The 20,748-nt window shown below is 27.6% G+C and carries 19 protein-coding genes; 5 read left to right on the top strand and 14 right to left on the bottom strand.

Annotated features, from left to right (window positions below; genetic code table 11):
- Window positions 1–102 precede the first annotated feature (102 nt).
- Window positions 103–2,004: a type I glutamate--ammonia ligase gene (locus tag AC4FQW_RS11865; protein WP_491149241.1), complete on the top strand. Its 1,902-nt coding sequence runs from the start codon at window positions 103–105 to the stop codon at window positions 2,002–2,004.
- Between the two features lie 85 nt (window positions 2,005–2,089).
- Here AC4FQW_RS11865 and AC4FQW_RS11870 read toward each other — a convergent pair whose 3' ends face one another.
- The 9 genes from AC4FQW_RS11870 to proB form a co-directional block, all read right to left on the bottom strand.
- The gene (locus tag AC4FQW_RS11870; protein ID WP_303127292.1) at window positions 2,090–2,332 is read right to left on the bottom strand and encodes a hypothetical protein; all 243 of its coding nucleotides are present in this window, start codon (window positions 2,330–2,332) and stop codon (window positions 2,090–2,092) included.
- 234 nt (window positions 2,333–2,566) lie between these two features.
- Complete coding sequence (carB, locus tag AC4FQW_RS11875; RefSeq protein WP_491149243.1) at window positions 2,567–5,782, bottom strand: carbamoyl-phosphate synthase large subunit; 3,216 nt, start codon at window positions 5,780–5,782, stop codon at window positions 2,567–2,569.
- Window positions 5,783–5,805: 23 nt separating this feature from the next.
- Window positions 5,806–6,855: a glutamine-hydrolyzing carbamoyl-phosphate synthase small subunit gene (gene carA / locus AC4FQW_RS11880; RefSeq protein ID WP_491149245.1), complete on the bottom strand. Its 1,050-nt coding sequence runs from the start codon at window positions 6,853–6,855 to the stop codon at window positions 5,806–5,808.
- Between the two features lie 345 nt (window positions 6,856–7,200).
- Window positions 7,201–8,004, bottom strand: coding sequence for an HAD family hydrolase (locus tag AC4FQW_RS11885; protein ID WP_491149247.1), 804 nt, complete (start codon window positions 8,002–8,004; stop codon window positions 7,201–7,203).
- 11 nt (window positions 8,005–8,015) lie between these two features.
- On the bottom strand, window positions 8,016–8,792 hold the full coding sequence (locus AC4FQW_RS11890; protein WP_491149249.1) for an SDR family NAD(P)-dependent oxidoreductase: 777 nt from the start codon (window positions 8,790–8,792) through the stop codon (window positions 8,016–8,018).
- 285 nt (window positions 8,793–9,077) lie between these two features.
- Window positions 9,078–9,998 (bottom strand): TraB/GumN family protein, encoded by a 921-nt coding sequence (locus tag AC4FQW_RS11895; RefSeq protein ID WP_491149251.1) that lies wholly within the window; start codon window positions 9,996–9,998, stop codon window positions 9,078–9,080.
- A 230-nt stretch (window positions 9,999–10,228) separates the two neighbouring features.
- Window positions 10,229–10,678: a GNAT family N-acetyltransferase gene (locus AC4FQW_RS11900; protein WP_491149253.1), complete on the bottom strand. Its 450-nt coding sequence runs from the start codon at window positions 10,676–10,678 to the stop codon at window positions 10,229–10,231.
- A gap of 18 nt (window positions 10,679–10,696) precedes the next feature.
- Window positions 10,697–11,941: a glutamate-5-semialdehyde dehydrogenase gene (locus AC4FQW_RS11905; protein WP_491149255.1), complete on the bottom strand. Its 1,245-nt coding sequence runs from the start codon at window positions 11,939–11,941 to the stop codon at window positions 10,697–10,699.
- Entirely contained in the window at window positions 11,942–12,760 is an 819-nt protein-coding gene (proB, locus tag AC4FQW_RS11910; RefSeq protein WP_491149257.1) for a glutamate 5-kinase, read from the bottom strand.
- A 375-nt stretch (window positions 12,761–13,135) separates the two neighbouring features.
- Here proB and AC4FQW_RS11915 point away from each other — a divergent pair, with 375 nt between their 5' ends.
- On the top strand, window positions 13,136–13,843 hold the full coding sequence (locus tag AC4FQW_RS11915) for an MIP/aquaporin family protein (RefSeq protein ID WP_303127274.1): 708 nt from the start codon (window positions 13,136–13,138) through the stop codon (window positions 13,841–13,843).
- A 33-nt stretch (window positions 13,844–13,876) separates the two neighbouring features.
- Window positions 13,877–15,376, top strand: coding sequence for a glycerol kinase GlpK (glpK, locus tag AC4FQW_RS11920; protein WP_303127273.1), 1,500 nt, complete (start codon window positions 13,877–13,879; stop codon window positions 15,374–15,376).
- An 82-nt stretch (window positions 15,377–15,458) separates the two neighbouring features.
- Here the strand turns inward: glpK and AC4FQW_RS11925 are convergent, their stop codons facing one another.
- Complete coding sequence (locus tag AC4FQW_RS11925; RefSeq protein WP_303127271.1) at window positions 15,459–15,647, bottom strand: hypothetical protein; 189 nt, start codon at window positions 15,645–15,647, stop codon at window positions 15,459–15,461.
- Window positions 15,648–15,864: 217 nt separating this feature from the next.
- Between AC4FQW_RS11925 and AC4FQW_RS11930 the strand changes: the two genes are divergently transcribed.
- Together AC4FQW_RS11930 and AC4FQW_RS11935 are read left to right on the top strand one after the other, a co-directional pair.
- Entirely contained in the window at window positions 15,865–17,220 is a 1,356-nt protein-coding gene (locus AC4FQW_RS11930) for a YjiH family protein (RefSeq protein WP_303127269.1), read from the top strand.
- Between the two features lie 40 nt (window positions 17,221–17,260).
- Entirely contained in the window at window positions 17,261–17,530 is a 270-nt protein-coding gene (locus tag AC4FQW_RS11935; RefSeq protein ID WP_303127267.1) for an ATP cone domain-containing protein, read from the top strand.
- A 194-nt stretch (window positions 17,531–17,724) separates the two neighbouring features.
- On the opposite strand, the gene AC4FQW_RS11940 is transcribed toward AC4FQW_RS11935, so the two are convergent.
- The 4 genes from AC4FQW_RS11940 to AC4FQW_RS11955 all read right to left on the bottom strand — a co-directional run bounded on the left by AC4FQW_RS11940 (window position 17,725) and on the right by AC4FQW_RS11955 (window position 20,722).
- Entirely contained in the window at window positions 17,725–17,973 is a 249-nt protein-coding gene (locus tag AC4FQW_RS11940) for a spore coat protein (protein ID WP_303127263.1), read from the bottom strand.
- A 13-nt stretch (window positions 17,974–17,986) separates the two neighbouring features.
- Entirely contained in the window at window positions 17,987–18,172 is a 186-nt protein-coding gene (locus tag AC4FQW_RS11945) for a hypothetical protein (RefSeq protein WP_491149261.1), read from the bottom strand.
- Window positions 18,173–18,314: 142 nt separating this feature from the next.
- Window positions 18,315–18,635: a DUF5661 family protein gene (locus AC4FQW_RS11950; RefSeq protein ID WP_491149263.1), complete on the bottom strand. Its 321-nt coding sequence runs from the start codon at window positions 18,633–18,635 to the stop codon at window positions 18,315–18,317.
- A gap of 89 nt (window positions 18,636–18,724) precedes the next feature.
- On the bottom strand, window positions 18,725–20,722 hold the full coding sequence (locus tag AC4FQW_RS11955) for a molybdopterin-dependent oxidoreductase (protein ID WP_491149265.1): 1,998 nt from the start codon (window positions 20,720–20,722) through the stop codon (window positions 18,725–18,727).
- Window positions 20,723–20,748 lie beyond the last annotated feature (26 nt).

Consider the following 20,748-nt stretch of genomic DNA (forward strand, 5'->3'; position numbering starts at 1 on the left):
TTTAACGAAATGTTCATAATTTCATTCGACTTAACTGTAGAAAGGATGTGACTTATTTCTAGATATAATTTTAAATATAGCATAATATCTAGAATATATATTATGATTGACAATTTAATTTACACACTACCAAAAGAAACACATAATAAAAATAGTATAAAAGAAATATTAACAGAAAATCCACAAATCAAATTTGTATCCTTAGTTGGAATTGATTTATCAGGAAATGATACTGACGAAAAAATACCAGTATCTCTTTTTTTAGACGATATTGATTCCTTCCTAAATGGCGTTGCAGTTCAAACTGACGGTTCTTCAGTAGTACTACCTAACATAGCTACTCTAAATAACGCTAAAGTCGATATGATTGCTGATCTAGATTGTAATTGGTTCATTGACTATAATTATGATAATATAGACCCTTCAACTAACAAACCTGTCGGAACACTTAGAATTCCTTGTTTCTTATATCATGATAATAAACCTGTTGACTCAAGATTTATACTTAAATCCTCTGTTGAAACCTTCCAAAAGAATTTATTAGAAGAATTTAATAAAAATCCAAATCTTTTAGATACTTATAATATAAGTATTGATGACTTAGAAGATATAAATTTAACTTCTGCTACAGAATTAGAATTTTGGGTTAAAACACCTAATGATGTTGCTTTAATAGAAGAATTATCAACATCTCAAGTTTTACAAGAACAATATTGGACAAGAACTAAAGGTAGTGTAAGAACTGCTTTAGAACAAACTTTAGATTTAATGGATAAATACGGATTTGAACCAGAAATGGGTCATAAGGAAGTTGGAGGAGTTAGAGCAAAACTTGATAGCTCAGGTAACTTTAATCATATAATGGAACAGCTTGAAGTTGATTGGAAATTCTCATCTGCATTACAAGCTGCTGATAACGAACTTTTTATTAGAGTTTTAATACAAGAAACATTTAGAAGAAATGGTCTTGATGTAACATTTATGGCAAAGCCTATTGACGGTGTAGCTGGATCAGGTATGCATACTCACTTAGGAGTTAGTGCCAAATTAAAAGATGGAAAAAGAATTAACTTATTCCATATGGGAAAAGAACACTTCTTAAGCGAAATAGGATATGGAGCTATAATGGGTATTCTTAAAAATTATGAAGTTATGAATCCATTTATATCTTCAACTAATAATTCATTAAAAAGATTAAAACCTGGATTTGAAGCACCTATTTGTACTGTTACTTCTTTAGGCGCAGCACCTGATAATCCATCAAGAAATAGAACTATACTTGTTGGATTAATAAGAGATTTAGATAAGCCTATGGCTACTAGGTTCGAGCTTAGATCTCCAAATCCACATTCAAATACATATCTTACTATCGCTATTTCATATATGGCTATGCTAGATGGTATTTTATATGCATCAGAATCAAAAAAATCAAAAGATGAGTTATTAGCTGAACTTTCAAAGAAGCCTGGTGAAGATGCAACTTACCTAGAGAAATCTAGAGCCTATAGAACTGAAGAAGATGTGTTTGAAGATTTTACTGAAGAAGAAAGAATAAGCTATTTTGGAAAAGCACCTGCAACTGTAGTTGAAAATGTAATGCAACTTGATAGTAATAAAGAAAAAATAAATGCATTAAAAAGAAATCCAGCACTTACTGATCAAATTATTGATAGCTTTAAAATTGCAGCTTTGAATAGATGGTCAACTGAAATAGAACATAGAGTTATAATTAACTATATGAAAGAAATAAGAGAAACTAAGGCTCTTCATGCAGCTGAAAAAGCTCTTGATTTAGATATTACAAGATGGACTGAAATAAATAAATTAAGACACCACTTAATGAAAGATACTTATAACGAGAAATGCTTATTTACTCAAATCAAAGAAGCATTTAAAAATTCTAATTTTGAATTAGCATCAGAACTATATTTAGAAATTGAAAGTAAAATGAGTACTTTAAGAGATCTTTATTCTTCATATGAAAAAAATCTATTAGATATTTAATTATCAATTATAAATATATAATATTAAAATGAAGAATAGATATTTAATATCTATTCTTCATTATTTATATAAATTAACGCTTATTTTAGTTATACATAATAGCTTTATGTCTCGTGTTCTTAAAAGTGCTACTATTTACTATCTCCTCGGCTTCTTTGAAATCTTTTGCTTTAAATACTATTGTCCATCCATTTTTGTCGCATTTTCCAGCACACATTAAATATTTTTTTGATTCTCCAAAATTACCTTGTCTATCTATAATAAGACTTCTAACTTCACCAATATTTTTGTAATTTAATTTTACAAAAACGCTTGAATCTGATTTCATAAATAACACTCCTTTTATACGAACACACGTTTGATTATATTTTATCGAACAGAAGTTCGCATGTCAACATATTTTTTTCTTATGTTAACAATATATGTTTTATTTAATTATATATTCCTAATTATTTTTTTATTTTTATAGCAAAAACTTTGTCGATTAAAATATCTATATGTCATATAAAAAAAATGCTATACAAATACAATTTGCATAGCACCTTAAATTTTATTAATATTTTTATATTTCAGCTATATTAAAAACCTCTAAATCATTCCTCTTATTTAATTTTTCTTTTCTTACATTTATCATAGCCCTTAATGTATCTAAAGCTGTTATAACTCCAATATTTCTCTCTACAGCAGCCCTTCTTATTAAGAATCCATCCCTTTTTGAATCATTTCCCTTTGTTGGTGTGTTTATTACTAAATCAACTTCTTTATTCTTTACTACATCTAATATATTTGGATTTTCTTCATTGATTTTTCTTACTTCTTCAGCTTCAATTCCATTATCTTTTAATAATTTACATGTTCCTTTTGTTGCTACGAATTTATATCCAAGTTTTGAAAGTTCTATTGCCATTGGTAAAAATTCTTTCTTATCATGTTTCTTAATTGTTGCAAGTATTTTTCCGTTATCAATATTGCTTAACATACCAGCAGCAACAAATCCTTTATATAAAGCTTCTTTTATATTTCTTCCAATTCCTAAGACTTCCCCTGTTGATTTCATTTCAGGTCCTAAAGATACTTCAACATTTGGAAGTTTTTGAGTTGAGAATACTGGAACCTTAACTGATACAAGATTTGGCTCTTTATATACATCTACTCCATATCCTAAATCTTTAATTTTATATCCAAGCATTGCCTTTGTTGCAAGGTCTACTATTGGTACTCCAGAAACCTTACTTATATAAGGAACAGTTCTTGAAGCTCTTGGATTAACTTCTATTACATAAAGATTTCCTTCAAACTCTATAAATTGAATGTTTATCATACCTTTTATTCCTATTGAAGTTGCAAGTTTCTTTGTATATTCTAATACTTTATCTTTTATTTCTTTACTTATATTTTGACTTGGATACATTGTGACACTGTCACCTGAATGAACTCCTGCTCTCTCTAAGTGTTCCATTATTCCTGGTATTAATATATCACAACCATCTGATATAGCATCAACTTCTATTTCTCTACCCATTAAATATTTATCTATAAGAATTGGATTTTTTGTATCTTTTTTAAAAGCATTTGTTAAGTAGTATGTTAATTCTTCCTCATCATGAGTTATTTCCATACCTTGACCACCAAGTACATATGAAGGTCTAACAAGTACTGGGAATCCAAGAATTTTCGCTTCATTTAAACCTTCTTGAACTGACCATACACCCTTTCCTTTTGGTCTAGCTACACCAAGTTCTTCTAATAGCTCATCAAATTTTTCTCTATCTTCTGCCATATCAATTTGATCTGCTGTTGTACCAAGTGCTGGTATATTTTTTTCTTTTAAGAAATTTGCAAGTTTAATAGCTGTTTGTCCTCCAAATTGAAGAATTACTCCATCTGGATTTTCTTTTTCAACTATATTTAATACATCTTCTTCTGTTAATGGTTCAAAGTATAATTTATCTGATATATCAAAATCTGTACTTACTGTTTCTGGATTATTATTCACTATTATTGTTTCTATTCCCATGTTCTTTAATGACTTAACACAATGAACTGAAGCATAGTCAAATTCAACACCTTGTCCTATTCTAATTGGTCCTGATCCTATTACTATAACCTTCTTTTTATCCTTTGTTACTTTAACCTCGTCATATTGTTCATAAGTTGAATAATAATATGGTGATAGTGCTTCAAACTCTCCAGCACAAGTATCAACCATTTTATATGCCGGTTTAATGTTCCATATATTTCTTAATTTATATACTTCTTCTGGACTAACATTTAAGAAGTCTGCAATTGCTTTATCTGAGAATCCTTTTTTCTTTAATGTTAATAACCAATCTTTGTTTAAATCTTCAATTTTACTTAACTTTAATCTTTGTTCTTCATCTACTATCCATTTTATTTTTTCTACAAAGAACTTATCCATTCCTGTTATATGGCATACCATATCAATTCTATAATCTCTTCTAAGCATTTCTGCTAATGCAAAGATTCTTTCATCATCTGGAACCATTACTCTTTCTTTAAGTTCTTGCATACTTAAATCTCTAAACTTCTTGTAATCTAATGAATATCTTCCGATTTCTAAACTTCTTATTCCTTTTAAGAAAGCTTGCTCAAAATTTGCCCCTATTGCCATTATTTCACCAGTTGCCATCATCTTTGTTCCAAGAGCTCTATCAGCTCCAAAAAATTTATCAAATGGCCATTTTGGTATTTTGCAAACTACATAATCTAATGAAGGCTCAAAGCATGCGTACGTCTTCTGAGTTACTGCATTTTTTATTTCATCCAATCCATATCCAAGTGCTATTTTTGTAGCAAGCTTTGCTATTGGATATCCTGTTGCTTTTGAAGCAAGAGCTGATGATCTTGAAACTCTAGGATTTATTTCTATTACTGCATATTCAAAACTTTCTGGATTTAAAGCAAATTGTACATTACAACCACCTTCAATTCCTACTGTGTTTATTATATTAATTGATGCAGTTCTAAGCATTTGATATTCCTTATCTGATAATGTTTGTGATGGTGCTACAACTATACTATCTCCTGTATGTATTCCTACTGGATCTATATTTTCCATATTACATACAGTTATACAGTTTCCGTATGAATCTCTCATTACTTCATACTCAACTTCTTTCCATCCTTTAACTGACTTTTCTAAAAGAACCTGTCCTATAGTACTTAATTGAAGACCTGATTGTAATATTTCTATAAGTTCCGCTTCATTTTCAGCAATTCCCCCACCTGTGCCTCCAAGTGTATATGCAGGTCTTACTATAACTGGATATCCTATTTTATTTGCAAATGAAATTCCAGCATCTAAGTCAGTTACAATTTCACTTTGTATAACTGGCTCATTTATTCTGTTCATCATATCTCTAAATAACTCTCTATCTTCTCCTTCTTTTATTGATTCGATAGATGTACCTATTACTCTTACGTTATATTTATCTAAAATTCCAGCATCATAAAGCTCTACTGCAAGATTTAACCCAGTTTGCCCCCCCATTCCTGCAAGTAAACTATCTGGTCTTTCTTTGTCTATTACTTTTTCAACAAACTCTAATGTAAGTGGCTCTAAATAAACTTTATCTGCAACTTCTTTATCTGTCATTATTGTTGCAGGATTTGAATTTATTAAAACTACTTCTATTCCTTCTTCCTTTAACGCTTGGCAAGCTTGAGTTCCTGAATAGTCAAACTCAGCTGCTTGTCCTATAATAATCGGTCCTGATCCTATAACTAAAACTTTTTTAATATCTTTATTTAATGGCATAACTTCAATCCTCCTAAAGTATCTTATAGTGCATAATTTAAAAATCTATCAAATATATATTCTGAATCCTTAGGGCCAGCTGATGCCTCAGGATGGAATTGAACTGAATATATTGGCATAACTTTATGCTTCATTCCTTCTACTGTTTCATCATTTATATTTACATGAGTTACTTCTACATCCTTTGGAATGTTATTTACGTAATAACCATGATTTTGTGATGTTATATGTACTTTTCCTGTTTCTAAGTCTTTTACTGGATGATTTCCACCTCTATGTCCAAACTTTAATTTAGCTGTCTTCCCGCCTAAACTTAATGCTAAAAGTTGATGACCAAGACATATTCCTACTACCGGCTTCTTTCCTATAATATTTTTTATAGTTTCTATTTCTCCCTTTAAATCTTCCGGATCTCCAGGTCCATTTGATAAAAATACTAAGTCAGGATTTACACTAAGTACTTCATCTGATGATACATTTGATGGGAATACCGTTAACTTACATCCTCTCTTTTTAAAACATCTAAGAATATTAGTTTTTATACCATAGTCGATTACAGCTACGTGCTTTCCTGTACCCTCAATTTCATATTTTTCTTTAGTACTTACAATATGTACTGCCTCTTTATTTGAAAAACCCTCAATTTTACCCTTAACGTCTTCTAATTTAGAATCATCTAATACAATAATTCCTCTCATTGTTCCATTGCTTCTTAGAATTTTAGTTAATGCTCTTGTATCTATACCTTCAAGACCAATAATTTTATTTTGTCTTAAATAATCATCTAATGTTAATTCGCATCTAAAATTATTAGGTATGTCACATTTTTCTCTAACTATAAATCCACTCACTTGTGGCTTGTTTGATTCCATATCCTCTAAATTTATTCCGTAGTTTCCTATTAAAGGATAAGTCATAGTTACTATTTGTCCATGATATGATGGATCTGTTAAAACCTCTTGATAGCCAGTCATTCCTGTAGTAAATACTACTTCTCCAACATTTTCTTTAAGATATCCGAAGGCTTTTCCTTCAAAAATTACTCCATTTTCTAATATAAGCTTTGCTTTCATGCTTAGCCCTCCTCAAAAATTTAAGTTACTTGCTAAAAATACACTTTAAAGATAAATTTAAATTTTTGCATAACAAAAAGGACAATAAAGAGACCAAATTACTTTAAATTGAAATTGCTCTCCCTATTGCCCTGGTATATTCATTCTTATTTAAATTTAACTTATTAAACAAAGCTATAATATTTCCATTAAATAATAGCATAGTTCTATACTCCTTTCTGGCCTCACGGGACCAATTTAAAGTGTACTTTAACTTTTCTAAATTTATTCTTTTTTTACTATTTTAGTTTATATAAATTTCCATGTCAAGAAATTTAAAAATTTAATTATCATTATGATAATTAATTACTTTATATTATTTTCAATCCATTCTACTATAAATTTAATAGGATTATCATTGTTGCTTGGAGCTTTATACTTAACCTTATCTAATAATTTTTTATTTCCGTTTTTAACTATAAAACCATAGTCTGCATTTTCTAAAAACTCTTTATCATTCATATTATCTCCAACAGTTATAACCTTTAAATCATTGAGTTTATATTCATTTATTAAATCATTTAAAGCCTGTCCTTTTGAAGTATATTTTGGTACAATTTCAAGAAACCTTTCTCCACTTCTTATAGGTATTTCACTATCATATTTTGTAAAGTTTGCTTCAAGTTCATCCAATATACCTTCTTCACCAACAACTAATACTTTAGTCCACTTTGCATTCCAAATACTATCATCTATATCATATATTACTTTATATCCTTTTCCAGTAAATCTTTTTGTATATTTACATTCTTTAAATATATATATTTTTTCTTCAGAATAAACTTCAATTCCTATTTCTTTATTTTCCTGAAGTAATTTATTTATAACTACTTTTCTTTCTTCTTCTAAAAAATACTCCTTAATTACCTTTTCACTTGTATAATCATAAACTTTACTTCCATTATAAAGTATTATGGGCAAACTTAAATCAAGCTCTCTTGCAAACCTACCAGCTGATTCTAGCATTCTACCAGTTGCTATAGTAAATAAACCTCCATTTTCTTTAAAATACTTTATAGCATTTTTATCATCATCTGATATTTTTCTTTTATCATTTAATAAAGTTCCATCCATATCTGAAACTAAAAGATACCCTTCAAAAATCCCCATATTTTACACTCCTACTTATTTGTATTAAATATTATTTTTCTTATTATACTCCTTGGAAAAAACTTTGTAGCTATAATCATAACTTTATTTTTAAAACCTGGAATTATAATGTCTTTCTTTTTTTTATAGCCATTATACCCACACTTTGCTACTATTTCTGCATCCATTAAATATTTTCTTGCTTTTTCAGACTTAATAATTCCAGCATTTTTTTGAAAAGATGTTTTTACAGGTCCAGGACAAAGACAACTTACTGTTACTCCAAACTCTTTTGCTTCTTCATATAAAGCTTCAGATAAAGTCAGTACATATGCTTTTGAAGAATAATATGTGCTCATTTTTGGTCCCCCAATAAATGCTGCAGTTGATGCAACATTTAATATTCCACCATCATTCATTTTTTTTAATTTAGGTAAAAAATATTTTATAAGTTTAGTTAATGCTATAATATTTATATTTATAAGGTTTAAATCTTTTTTCTCATCTATTTCGTCAAAATAACCAAAACTTCCGACTCCAGCATTATTAACTAAGTTATCCACAATTAAATTTTTTTCTTCCACAAAATTTATAATTTTTTCAACGGAGTTATCCACACTTATATCTAAATCTAATATTTCCACAAATATTTTATATTTATTTTCTAAAAACTCTTTAACTTCAATAAGTTCATTAACATTTCTTGCAACAATGATTAAATTGTTACTATCCCTTGCAAATAATTTTGCAAGTTCAAATCCAATCCCCTTAGTCCCACCAGTTATTAAAGTGTAATTATCCTTTACCATATAATATCCTTTCCATAATTAGTTTTTATATTTTCTTTATTTATAAATTATACATTCTTTTTATACAATATCAACGAAATAGCTGACTTAAAAATTTATTTTAGGAAAAATATTTTTATTAATATCCTTATAAAATAATCTATATATAGATTATTTAGAATTACTGGATTTTTTAATCAAACTCAGCTCATTAAGCTTCAAGCTATATTTATACTCAAGCTGAAGAATTTCTTTAATATAAAAATTTAAATTTATGCAAATAAAAAGTGGCTTTAAGCCACTTTTTTATTTTATAGGATTAACTTTATAACCTTTATTCTCTAACATCTTTATTATACTTTCATCACCAAAGAAATGTAATGCACCAACAGCTACAGTATATGTTTCATTATCTAAAAAAAGCTCATCTATCTTTTTAGTCATAACTTTATTTCTATTAGTTATCATTATCCTATAACTTAATGGATTTTTCTTTTGTAATTCTATTGCCTTTTCCATAATAGCTTTATTACCTTTAGCATATCCATCCATAAGTTCTTTTGAATATTTTATAGTTTCTTCTCCACTTTCTAAAAATTTTCCCTTCTTATAATTATTTAAATTTAACTTTAATGATTCAAGTCCATTAATTTTACTTAAAAGATCCATTTGAAATTCCATATTTTCTAATTGAACTACTCTTTTTCCTTTACTAACTATAGTATCTTTTAACATATCATCAAAAGTTTCCATTACAAGATTTGCTTTATAATATAAAACAGATTCTAATTTATTCATAATTATATGAGGCTTTAATTTTTTTATATCTTTATAATCTATACCTATTTCATTACATATACTTTTTAAATTTTTTATTTGATTTTTATTAAGTTCATCTTCTATACTATGTCCATTTATATATACATTTTTTGCATTAATATTATCTATTTCCTCTTTAGAGGGATTTATTTCAACTGCTAATACATCAGTTTTTCTTATTATATCTTTTACATTTTTATTGAAATAATTATATTCTTTATTTATAGGATGCATAGTCCCTATTAAGTACATACTTTTATTATTTTTTGTAACTTCCCATTGAAAGCCTTTTGCTTCAGGCTTTAAGTCTGATTTTAAATCAAGACTAGAAAAATATATTGCTATACCTAAAAAAATAAAAATAGCTGTAAAAGTATATACTACTTTTTTATATTTTTTTATTGCCATATCATCCCACTTCCTATTTTTTATATTTTTTCAATTTAATTGTAACATATTTTAATATAAATACTATAATATAGTATAAATTTGATTTTATCTTAAATTTATAGTATAATTTGTTTGAATATTCAGAAAATTATAGTAAGGGCAGCTACTAAAATTTTAGAGTTGACCACACTTACTATTTCAATACTATCTTAATTAAGCCTTCAGTTTATACACTGAAGGCTTTTAATTTATCCTTTATACATCATTTTTATATGTGGTATTCCTGCCTCATCATATATATCTGATATTGCAACAAATCCAAGTGATTCATATAAACTTCTTATATACTCCTGAGAAGATAATTTTATTTTTTCATTATTAAAATTATGTTTAATATATTTTATAGCTTCTCTTAAAACAACTTTTGCTAAACCATATCCTCTATATTCTTTTTTTACTAAAACTCTGCCTATTCCTACTGCCTCCTTATATCCAACACCTTTAGGAAGTATTCTAAGATATGCAGCTATTTTATCTCCGTCTTTTGCATATAAATGTATACAATCCTGGTCTTTTCCATCAAATTCATTTTCACATGTTATTTTTTGTTCACAGGCAAAAACTTCAAACCTTTCTTGAAGTATTTTATATAAATCATCATTTGTAAATTCATCAAATTTTTGAATACAAAGTTTCATTTAATACCCTCACCACTTTTATCTTATTTGTCCGTTACCATATATAATATATTTTATTGTTGTTAACTCTTTAAGTCCCATAGGGCCTCTAGCATGTAGTTTTTGCGTACTTATTCCAATTTCAGCTCCAAAACCAAATTCTGACCCATCAGTAAATCTAGTTGATGCATTAACATATACAGCTGCTGCATCTATTCTTTGAAGAAATTTTTGTGAACTCTCATAACTATTTGTAACTATTGCTTCTGAGTGTCCAGTATTATGTTTATTTATATGATTTATAGCCTCGTCTATATCTTTTACTATTTTAACACTCATAATATAATCTAAATATTCTTTATAAAAATCTTCTTCTGTTGCCGCTTCAATATCACTAATTATTTTTCTTGAAGCTTCGTCCCCTCTTAAAATAACATCTTTTTCTCTTAAAGACTTCACTAAAATAGGAAGTATTTCTTCTGCCACATCTTGATGTATAACCAAGCTTTCTGCAGCATTACATACAGCAGGTCTTGATGTTTTTGCATTAACAACTATATTTTTTGCCATTTCAAAATCACAATCTTTATCAATATAAATATGACAATTTCCTGTTCCAGTTTCTATAACGGGAACAGTTGCATTTTTAACAACAGCATTTATAAGACCTGCTCCACCTCTTGGAATTAAGACATCTATATAGTCATTTAGCTTCATCATTTCCGTTGCAACTTCCCTACTTGTATCTTCAATAAGTTGAACTGAATCCTCTGGAAGACCTGCTTCTTTAAGTCCTTCTCTTAAAACTTTTGTTATTGCTATATTTGAATTTATTGCCTCTTTTCCACCTCTTAATATAACTGCATTTCCAGCTTTTAAACAAAGTCCAGCTGCATCACACGTAACATTTGGTCTTGCTTCATATATTATTCCTATAACTCCCATAGGAACTCTTTTTTGACCTATTTGAAGTCCATTTGGTCTATTCCACATAGAAATAACTTCTCCTACTGGATCTTGCAAATTAACAATTTGCTTAAGCCCATCAGCCATTGATTCTATTCTTGATTTATCTAATGATAATCTATCAAGCATAGCCTTATTAGTACCATTTTGAATTGCCTTTTCTAAATCTTTTTTATTTGCTTCTATTATTTCATTGCTTTTTTCTAATAGATTATTTGCCATTTTTTCTAAAGATTTATCTTTATCTGTAGTTGTAAGATTAGCTAATATATATGCTGCTTCTTTAGCTTTTTGTCCCTTTAATATTAATTCACTCATCTAATTCTCCTTTCCATTCTTTAAAAATAAAGTACCAATTTCTTCACCATTTACAATATTAAATAATATTGAAGGCTCCTTACCATTAGCAAGAACCATATTTACTCCTTCATTATTTGCAGTTTTGGCCGCTGAAAGTTTTGTAATCATTCCACCTGTTCCAAAGCTTGTTCCTGCTCCACCTGCTGCCGCCTCTAATTCTTCTGTTATTTTAGATACTTCACTTAAAAGCTTTGCATCTTCATTACTTCTTGGATCTTTATCATAAAATCCATCTATATCTGAAAGTATTATTAAAAGATCTGCATTAACAAGCCCTGCAACTATTGCAGAAAGGTTATCATTATCTCCAAATTTAACTATATTTTCTATCTCATCTATTGCTACTGTATCATTTTCATTTACTATAGGCACTATTCCCATTTCTAATAATGTATTAAATGTATTACATACATTATTTCTTATATGATCATCCTCAACTACATCTCTTGTAAGTAACACTTGGCCTACAGTATGACTGTATTCTCCAAAAAATTTACTATATATATGCATTAATTCACATTGTCCAATTGCTGCTACTGCTTGTTTTTCTCTAATACTTTGGGGCTTTTCTTTAAGCTTTAATTTACTACTTCCAACACCTATAGCTCCTGATGTTACAAGAACAACTTCTTTTCCTGAATTCATTAAGTCTGAAATAACTCTTGCAAGTTTTTCAATTCTTGTTAAATTAATATTTCCATTTTCATAAGTCAATGTTGATGTTCCTACTTTTACAACTATTCTCTTGGAATCTTTTATTTCTTTTCTAATGTTCATTTTCTTTACAACCCCTTGTATTATTTTTTAACTTCTTTTATTATATAACCTTATTTTTTTATTTTCTATTATGTTCTTAATTTTAGCATAATATATTTTTAATTTAATATATATTTAATAAAAAAAGATTTTTACAATTATGTTTAAATATGATATACTATTCTTGTAAATGTTTTCATTAAAGTGTTTACATTCAAATTGAATATATTAGGTGTTTATGTGGTAGAGATTTAGAGTTAAGCATAAATTAGGATAGCTTATTTTCCTATGCTTAACTTTTTTGTTTTTTAGATATAGGTTTAATTAACGAATATATTTCATTAACAATTATAGTTAATGTTTGTATTATAAAACTAATCTAATGGGGGTATTTTTATGGTTAACTTTCTAGCAGAAATGATAGGCACAATGTTCTTAATTTATCTTGGAGATGGAGTTGTTGCAAATGTTGTTTTAAAGAAAACAAAAGGCACAAACAGTGGTTGGATGGTAATCACAACTGGTTGGGCATTTGCTGTTGCTGTTCCTGCCTTTATCTTTGGTGCAACAAGTGGAGCACACTTTAATCCAGCTTTAACTTTATCCTTAGCTGCCATAGGTGATTTTCCTTGGAGCCAAGTTCCTATGTATATAACTGCTCAAATGATTGGAGCATTCTTAGGAGCTACTTTGGTATTTATACAATATTATAATCACTTTGAAGTTACTGATGATAAAGACGGAAAACTTGGTGTATTCTGTACAGGCCCTGCAATAAGAAATGGTAAATTCAACTTTATAAGTGAATTCTTTGGAACTTTCTTATTAGTATTTGCTATTTTAGGAATTAATGCAGTTCCAATGGCTAATGGTCTTAATACACTTGCTGTAGGTTTACTAATTTGGGTAATTGGTTTAAGTTCTGGTGGTACTACTGGATACGCAATAAATCCAGCAAGAGATTTAGGTCCAAGAATAGCACATGCTATTTTACCTGTCCCAGGAAAAAGGGATTCAGATTGGAAATATGCTTGGATTCCTGTAATTGCTCCAATTGTTGGAGGACTTCTAGGTGCATTTGCATTCGTAATCTTATTTAGATAGTTAATTTATGAGAATTTATATGAGGTGAGTGAAATGAAGAAATATGTAATCGCTTTAGATCAAGGAACTACAAGTTCAAGAGCAATTATTTTTGATAAATACCAAAATATAATTGCAGTTAGTCAAAAGGAATTTACTCAAATTTATCCAAAAGAAGGTTGGGTTGAACACAATCCAATGGAAATTTGGTCTTCTCAATTCGGTGTTTTACAAGAAGCTATAGCAAAAAGTAATATTTCTCCAAATGAAATTGCAGCTATCGGAATAACAAATCAGAGAGAAACTACAATCGTTTGGGATAAAAACACTGGTACACCAATATATAATGCAATTGTTTGGCAATGTAGAAGAACAGCTTCTATATGTGATGAACTTAGACAAAAAGGATTAGAAGAATATATTAAAGATACTACTGGCTTAGTTCTTGATGCTTATTTCTCAGGTACAAAAATTAAATGGATACTTGATAATGTTGAAGGTGCTAGAGAAAAAGCTGAAAAAGGTGATTTACTTTTCGGTACTGTAGATACTTGGCTTGTTTGGAAGCTTACAAATGGTAAATCTCATGTAACTGATTATACTAATGCTTCAAGAACTATGCTTTTCAATATAAAAGATTTAAAATGGGATGATAAATTATTAAAGGAATTAAATATTCCTAAAAATATGTTACCAGAGGTTAAAAGCTCATCTGAAATTTATGGATACACAAATCTTGGTGGAGAAGGTGGAATTAGAGTTCCTGTAGCAGGTATGGCCGGTGACCAACAAGCTGCATTATTTGGACAAACTGCCTTTGAAAAAGGTGATGCTAAAAATACTTATGGAACAGGTTGTTTCTTATTGATGAATACAGGAAATGAGCTAGTTAAAAGTAAAAAAGGCTTAATTACAACTATTGCTGCTAGCACTAAAGACAATGTACAGTATGCATTAGAAGGTTCTATATTTGTTGGCGGAGCTGTAATTCAATGGCTTAGAGATGAATTAAAACTTATAACAGATGCATCCGATTCAGAATATTTTGCAAATAAAGTAAAAAATAATGGTGGAGTTTATGTTGTTCCAGCATTTGTTGGTCTTGGTGCTCCTTACTGGGATATGTATGCAAGAGGTGCTATATTAGGATTAACTAGAGGTTCTAATAGAAATCACTTAATAAGAGCAGCTTTAGAATCAATAGCTTATCAAACTAAAGATGTTTTAGATGCTATGGTTTCAGATATGGGTTGCGAAATAAATATTTTAAGTGTTGATGGTGGTGCAAGTAGAAATAAATTCTTAATGCAATTCCAATCAGACTTAATAGGTAAAAAAGTTGAAAAACCAATAATCATAGAAACAACAGCTTTAGGTGCTGCTTACTTAGCTGGTCTTGCTGTTGGATTCTGGCAAAATAAAGATGAAATTAAACAAATGAAATGTATTGGAGAAACATTTGAACCAAAAATGGACTCTAAAGATGTTGACAAACTTTATTCAGGTTGGAAAAAAGCCGTTAAGAGATCAATGGAATGGGAAGATTCTGAATAAAATAAAAAAAAAAGAGCTATCATAAATATGATAGTTCTTTCTTTATTCTTATTTATTTTTTATTAAAAAATCCTATTTCTAATTATTCTTGATAATTAGAAATTGTATTTTCTATTTTTTTAATAGTATCATGTACTGAACATAATGAATCTTCTATCATTTTTTTGTTTTCTGATTTTTCAACAGTAATTGCAGCATGATTTAACATTGATTCTGCTTGTTTTAATTCATCTAAAGAACATCTTACATTTTGAATAGCATTTCTTTTCATTTATAATGCACTCCTTTCATTCTTATACTAATAGTATGTATTATTTTTTTAATATTAAACCTGTATATTTAAGGATGCATTTATAATATTCTTATGTATATTTATAAATATTTTTAACAAAACTACTATCTTTTTTCATATTTTTGATGTATTATTAATATACATAGTGTATAAATATTAATTTTTAATGCATAAAATTATAAAAGGAGTGTAATTTATGAGTAATTGTATGAATAAATATAAGTTAAATTCATTATTAAAATTTTTAATTCCATCTATAATAGGAATATCTTTATTTATGATACCTTGTAAAATTAATGGCCAAGTAACAATTCCTATAGCTTTTCTTGCTAATTTTATAGAAGGAAATTTTACTGATTTATTAAAACTAATGGCTTTAATTTTAATATCGATATCTGTTATTGGAAGTATAATCATAAAAATATTTAAACCAAAATTTTTAGTAAAAAATGAATATCTAAATAATTTATTTAATGTATCACCATTATGGTTTATAGCTAGAATATTAGGAATGATTTTTATTATATGTTCTTATTTTCAAATAGGACCTGAATTTATATGGTCTGAAAATACAGGAGGACTTGTTTTAAATGATTTATTACCAATATTAATTGCAGTATTTTTATTTGCTGGATTTTTACTACCTTTGCTTTTAGACTTTGGTCTTTTAGAATTTGTAGGTTCTCTTCTTACTAAGATTATGAGACCTATTTTTAATCTTCCTGGTAGATCATCAATAGACTGTATAGCTTCATGGCTTGGTGATGGAAGTATAGGAATACTTTTAACTTCAAAGCAATATGAACAAGGCTTTTATACTAAAAGAGAAGCTGCTGTTATAGGCACTACTTTTTCAGCTGTATCAATAACATTTTGTTTAGTTATAATATCACAAGTTGGTCTTGCTCATATGTTTTTACCTTTCTATTTAACAGTTACACTTTCAGGAATAGTTGCAGCAATAATAATTCCAAGAATACCTCCTCTTTCAAAAAAAGAAGATTCTTATTTTGGAGGACAAGATTCAAAAAATCTAGAAGTTATTCCTAGTGGATATACTCCATTTTCTTGGGGACTTGAAAAAGCTGTTGAAAAAGCTGAAAGTAATACTAATGCAAAAGATTTCTTTATATCAGGAATAAAAAATGTTTTAGATATGTGGATTGGTGTACTTGCAATAGTTATGGCTATGGGTGGAATAGCACTTATGATTGCAGAATATACTTCTATATTCCAAGTTATGGGTATACCATTTATTCCATTCTTAAAGTTACTTGGAGTACCTGAAGCTGCTGCCGCATCTCAAACTTTAATTGTTGGATTTGCAGATATGTTTATACCTTCAGTTCTTGCAACTACAATAACTAATGAAATGACTAGATTTATAGTAGCTTGTATATCTGTAACTCAACTTATATACATGTCAGAAGTAGGAGGTCTTTTACTTGGATCAAAAATCCCTGTTGGAATAAAAGATCTAATAATATTATTCTTTGAAAGAACTATAGTAACATTACCTGTTATAGTTCTTATGGCGAATATTTTCTTTTAATTGATAAAATACTAATATTAGTATTTAGGGAGGTTTAGCTATGGTAATAATAAAAAAAGATGGTCGTTTAGAAAATTTTGATATTAATAAACTAATTACAAGCATTAAAAGTGCTTTTAGCGATTGTGGCAAAATATTAAATGAATCTGATATAAACTATATAAGAAAAACTTTTGACTCTAAGCTTACTAACTTTATAAAAAAGAATCCTGATAGAATAATTTCAAGTTTAGAAATTAAAATATTTTTATTTGAATCATTAAAAGAATGTGGATTCAATGACATATCAAAAAAATATGTTTTATTTTAAATTTATAGCTATACCAAAATATTTGGTATAGCTATTTAAATATAGTATTCTATCTAACTCATTAACAACTTATTCTAATAAATAATAAATTTAAATATTAAATAACTTAAAATATAACTTGTAATCTTATAATCATTATCTTAATTATATTTTAATTAATAAAGGAATAGAAATTTCTATTCCTTTATTTTTTATTATCCTTGAGATAATTGAGATTTTACAGTATTAATTTCTTCTGGAGTTGCTTGTTGAGCTGGAATATAATATCCCTTTTCTTTTGCTTTTTGGAATAATGCATATTGACGAGCTTCATCTTGATTTCTCATTACTTGAATTGTCTGTCTTAATTGTTCATTTTCTGTTTGTGATATTATATCACCATATTTTGATAAACTAGCATTAATTGAAGCTAAATAATCGCTTATCATTTCTTTTTCTTGCATTTTATATACCTCCCTAACCTAAGAATAACATTAGTTTTTCTTTGCTTGCCTTTGCATCTTGAGAATCTTTTTTAAGCATTTCTTTTAATTGAGGATCTGTGCATTGTTGTGCATAAGCTTCTAGTTTCTTTTCAACAGTACTATGACCACCAATTAAATGTCTTAAGTTTTGTAACTCTACTTCATTTAAATTAGCCATATAATCATCTCCTTTAATTTTCTACAATATTAGTATCTATTAGTTATAAAAAAATATTCATTTCTGTAATATGATTAGCTTTGTAATAACTGTAAAATAAAAAACCTTTGAGTAAAATTTAAATATTACTCAAAGGTTTTCTTTATTTTTTCTTACTCCAATAATCTTTTGCCTCATCTTCTAACTTTTTCAATCTTGTATAATAATCAGGAAACTCTAATAAATGAGCTAAAGCGATTTGTCCTGTAAGAATTGGATCATTATTTGTAACATTAGTATTTGGAAATTTAGTTCCATGTTCAAGTTCAACTTCTAATCCCATTTTAAATTGTTTAAAATCAAATTTTTCTTTTGAAAAATCTATTTTTAATTTTTTAGCTATATCTTTTACTTCCTCATCTGAAAAAGAAACTTTTCCTAATTCACCTCTAAACTTAACTAACATCCACTTACTATTTTTCATTTTAAACCTCTTATAATAAATTATTTTTAAATTTATTATATTTATACATAAACATAAATGTTCTAATTTAAATATATTTTTAAGTAAATTTATTTTTCTATACTAACAAAAGTCTCATTATAGGTTATTTGTCCACCAATATCAGATATATCTGAAACAGTTATGTAATTAGGATTTCCATGTTTTGTCCACCAACCTACATACATCATTACAACATAATCAGCAATAGAATTATCTATTATAATTTCTACATTTATACTTCCATTTTTAGATTTTAATGTTACTTCTTCATAACTTTTTATTTTTAAATTACTAGCCATAGATTCATTTATATATGCTTTTGATATTCCTTCTTTATCCATCATATGTTGACTAAATAAAGTATCTCTGCTGTGATTAGTTAACAACCTAAATTTATTATTATTATCTTCAATAAAATCCTCTTTATATAAATTAATTTCAAATTTTCCCGACTTAGTTAAAAACCTTTTATCTCTCCATGCAACTGAATCATGTATTGTTATATAATTATTTTTTATTTTTTCTATAGATATATCATCTATATATTTATTAAGAGGTTGTATTATTTTTTCGATATATTCTCTTTTAGATACAAAAGGATAATTTTTTATATTTAATTTTTTAGCTAACTCCTTAAAAAATTCATATTCATCCATTCTTTTGTCTAATGGCTCTACAACTTTTTCATTATATATTATATATGGATTAGTCATTGAACTATAAAGTAAATCTTCGCTTTCTAAAGTACTTGTTGTTGGAATAAATAAATCACACCTTTTTGCAGTATCAGTCATAAACATATCAAAGCAAACTTTAAAATCTATTTTATCAATAGCACTATTTAATCCGTTTAAATTTGGTAATTGATTTAATAAATTACTCTTTACTATTACAGCCATCTTTATAGGAACATTGCTTTTAGTCAAGTCATCTTTAATCTTAGGTTTTTTAATATAAATATTATCTTTATAATATGTATTAGCATTAATAGATTCATTTATAAAGCTAACTATATCACTAGTATAAAATTTTCTATTGATACAAAAGTTTTCACTATTAAAAGGATCTGTATTTAAAACTGATGGATAAACTTTATTAGCATAATTAACTCCACCGCCACTTACTCCTATTTGCCCTGTTATAGCTCCTAATGTATCTATCGCTCTTATTGTATTTCCACCATTTTTATATTTTTGTATTCCATATCCTAAAAGTATAGTTGAATACCTTTCTGTATATAATTTTACAAGCTTATGTAAATCATCTAAATTAACTCCACATTTATTTAATAATATATTGAAATCTAATGATTCTAAATATTTCTTATACTTATCAAATCCTAAAACATATGATTTTATATAATTATCATCATGAAGTCTTTCTTCTATTATTAATTTTCCCATAGCTAATGCTAATGCACCATCTCCACCAGGTTTAATTTGTATATAAACATCAGATAACTTTGCTGTATTTGTATATATTGGATCAATAACTATTATTTTAGCACCTTTATCCTTTGCCTTTTTTATCATTTGCATAGTATGAATTGTTGTATTTGCAGGATTTTTTCCCCACACAAATATATTTTTACTGTTTAGCATATCTTCTAAGGAATGACTTCTTGAGTCGCCAAAATCTAATTTTTGTGCAGCAATTCCAGCACTCCAACATGGTCCACCTTTTTGTTTACTTACTCCCCCATAAAAGTTAAAAAATATATCACCAATACTTTTTAAAATAGACCCATTACCATATTGCTCATAATACAATATTGAATTAGAAGAAAATTCTTCTTTATAATATTTTAGCTTTTCAGTAATAATATCCAATGCATCATCAAAAGATATTTCAATCCATTTATTCTCTCTTTTAATCATAGGTTTGTATATTCTATCTTTATGATTTAATCTATCTAGATGAGCTAATCCCTTTTTACATATAATACCTTTAGTATATGGATGATTTTTATCACCTTCTATTTTAATTTCTTTACTATCATTTACATAAATATTAAACTTACAACAATCAAAACAATCTAAGGTACAACCATGACTTAACTTTTTCATTTAATACCTCCATCTTAAATTTAGAA

The sequence above is a fragment of the Clostridium sp. TJA085 genome, from assembly GCF_058310235.1.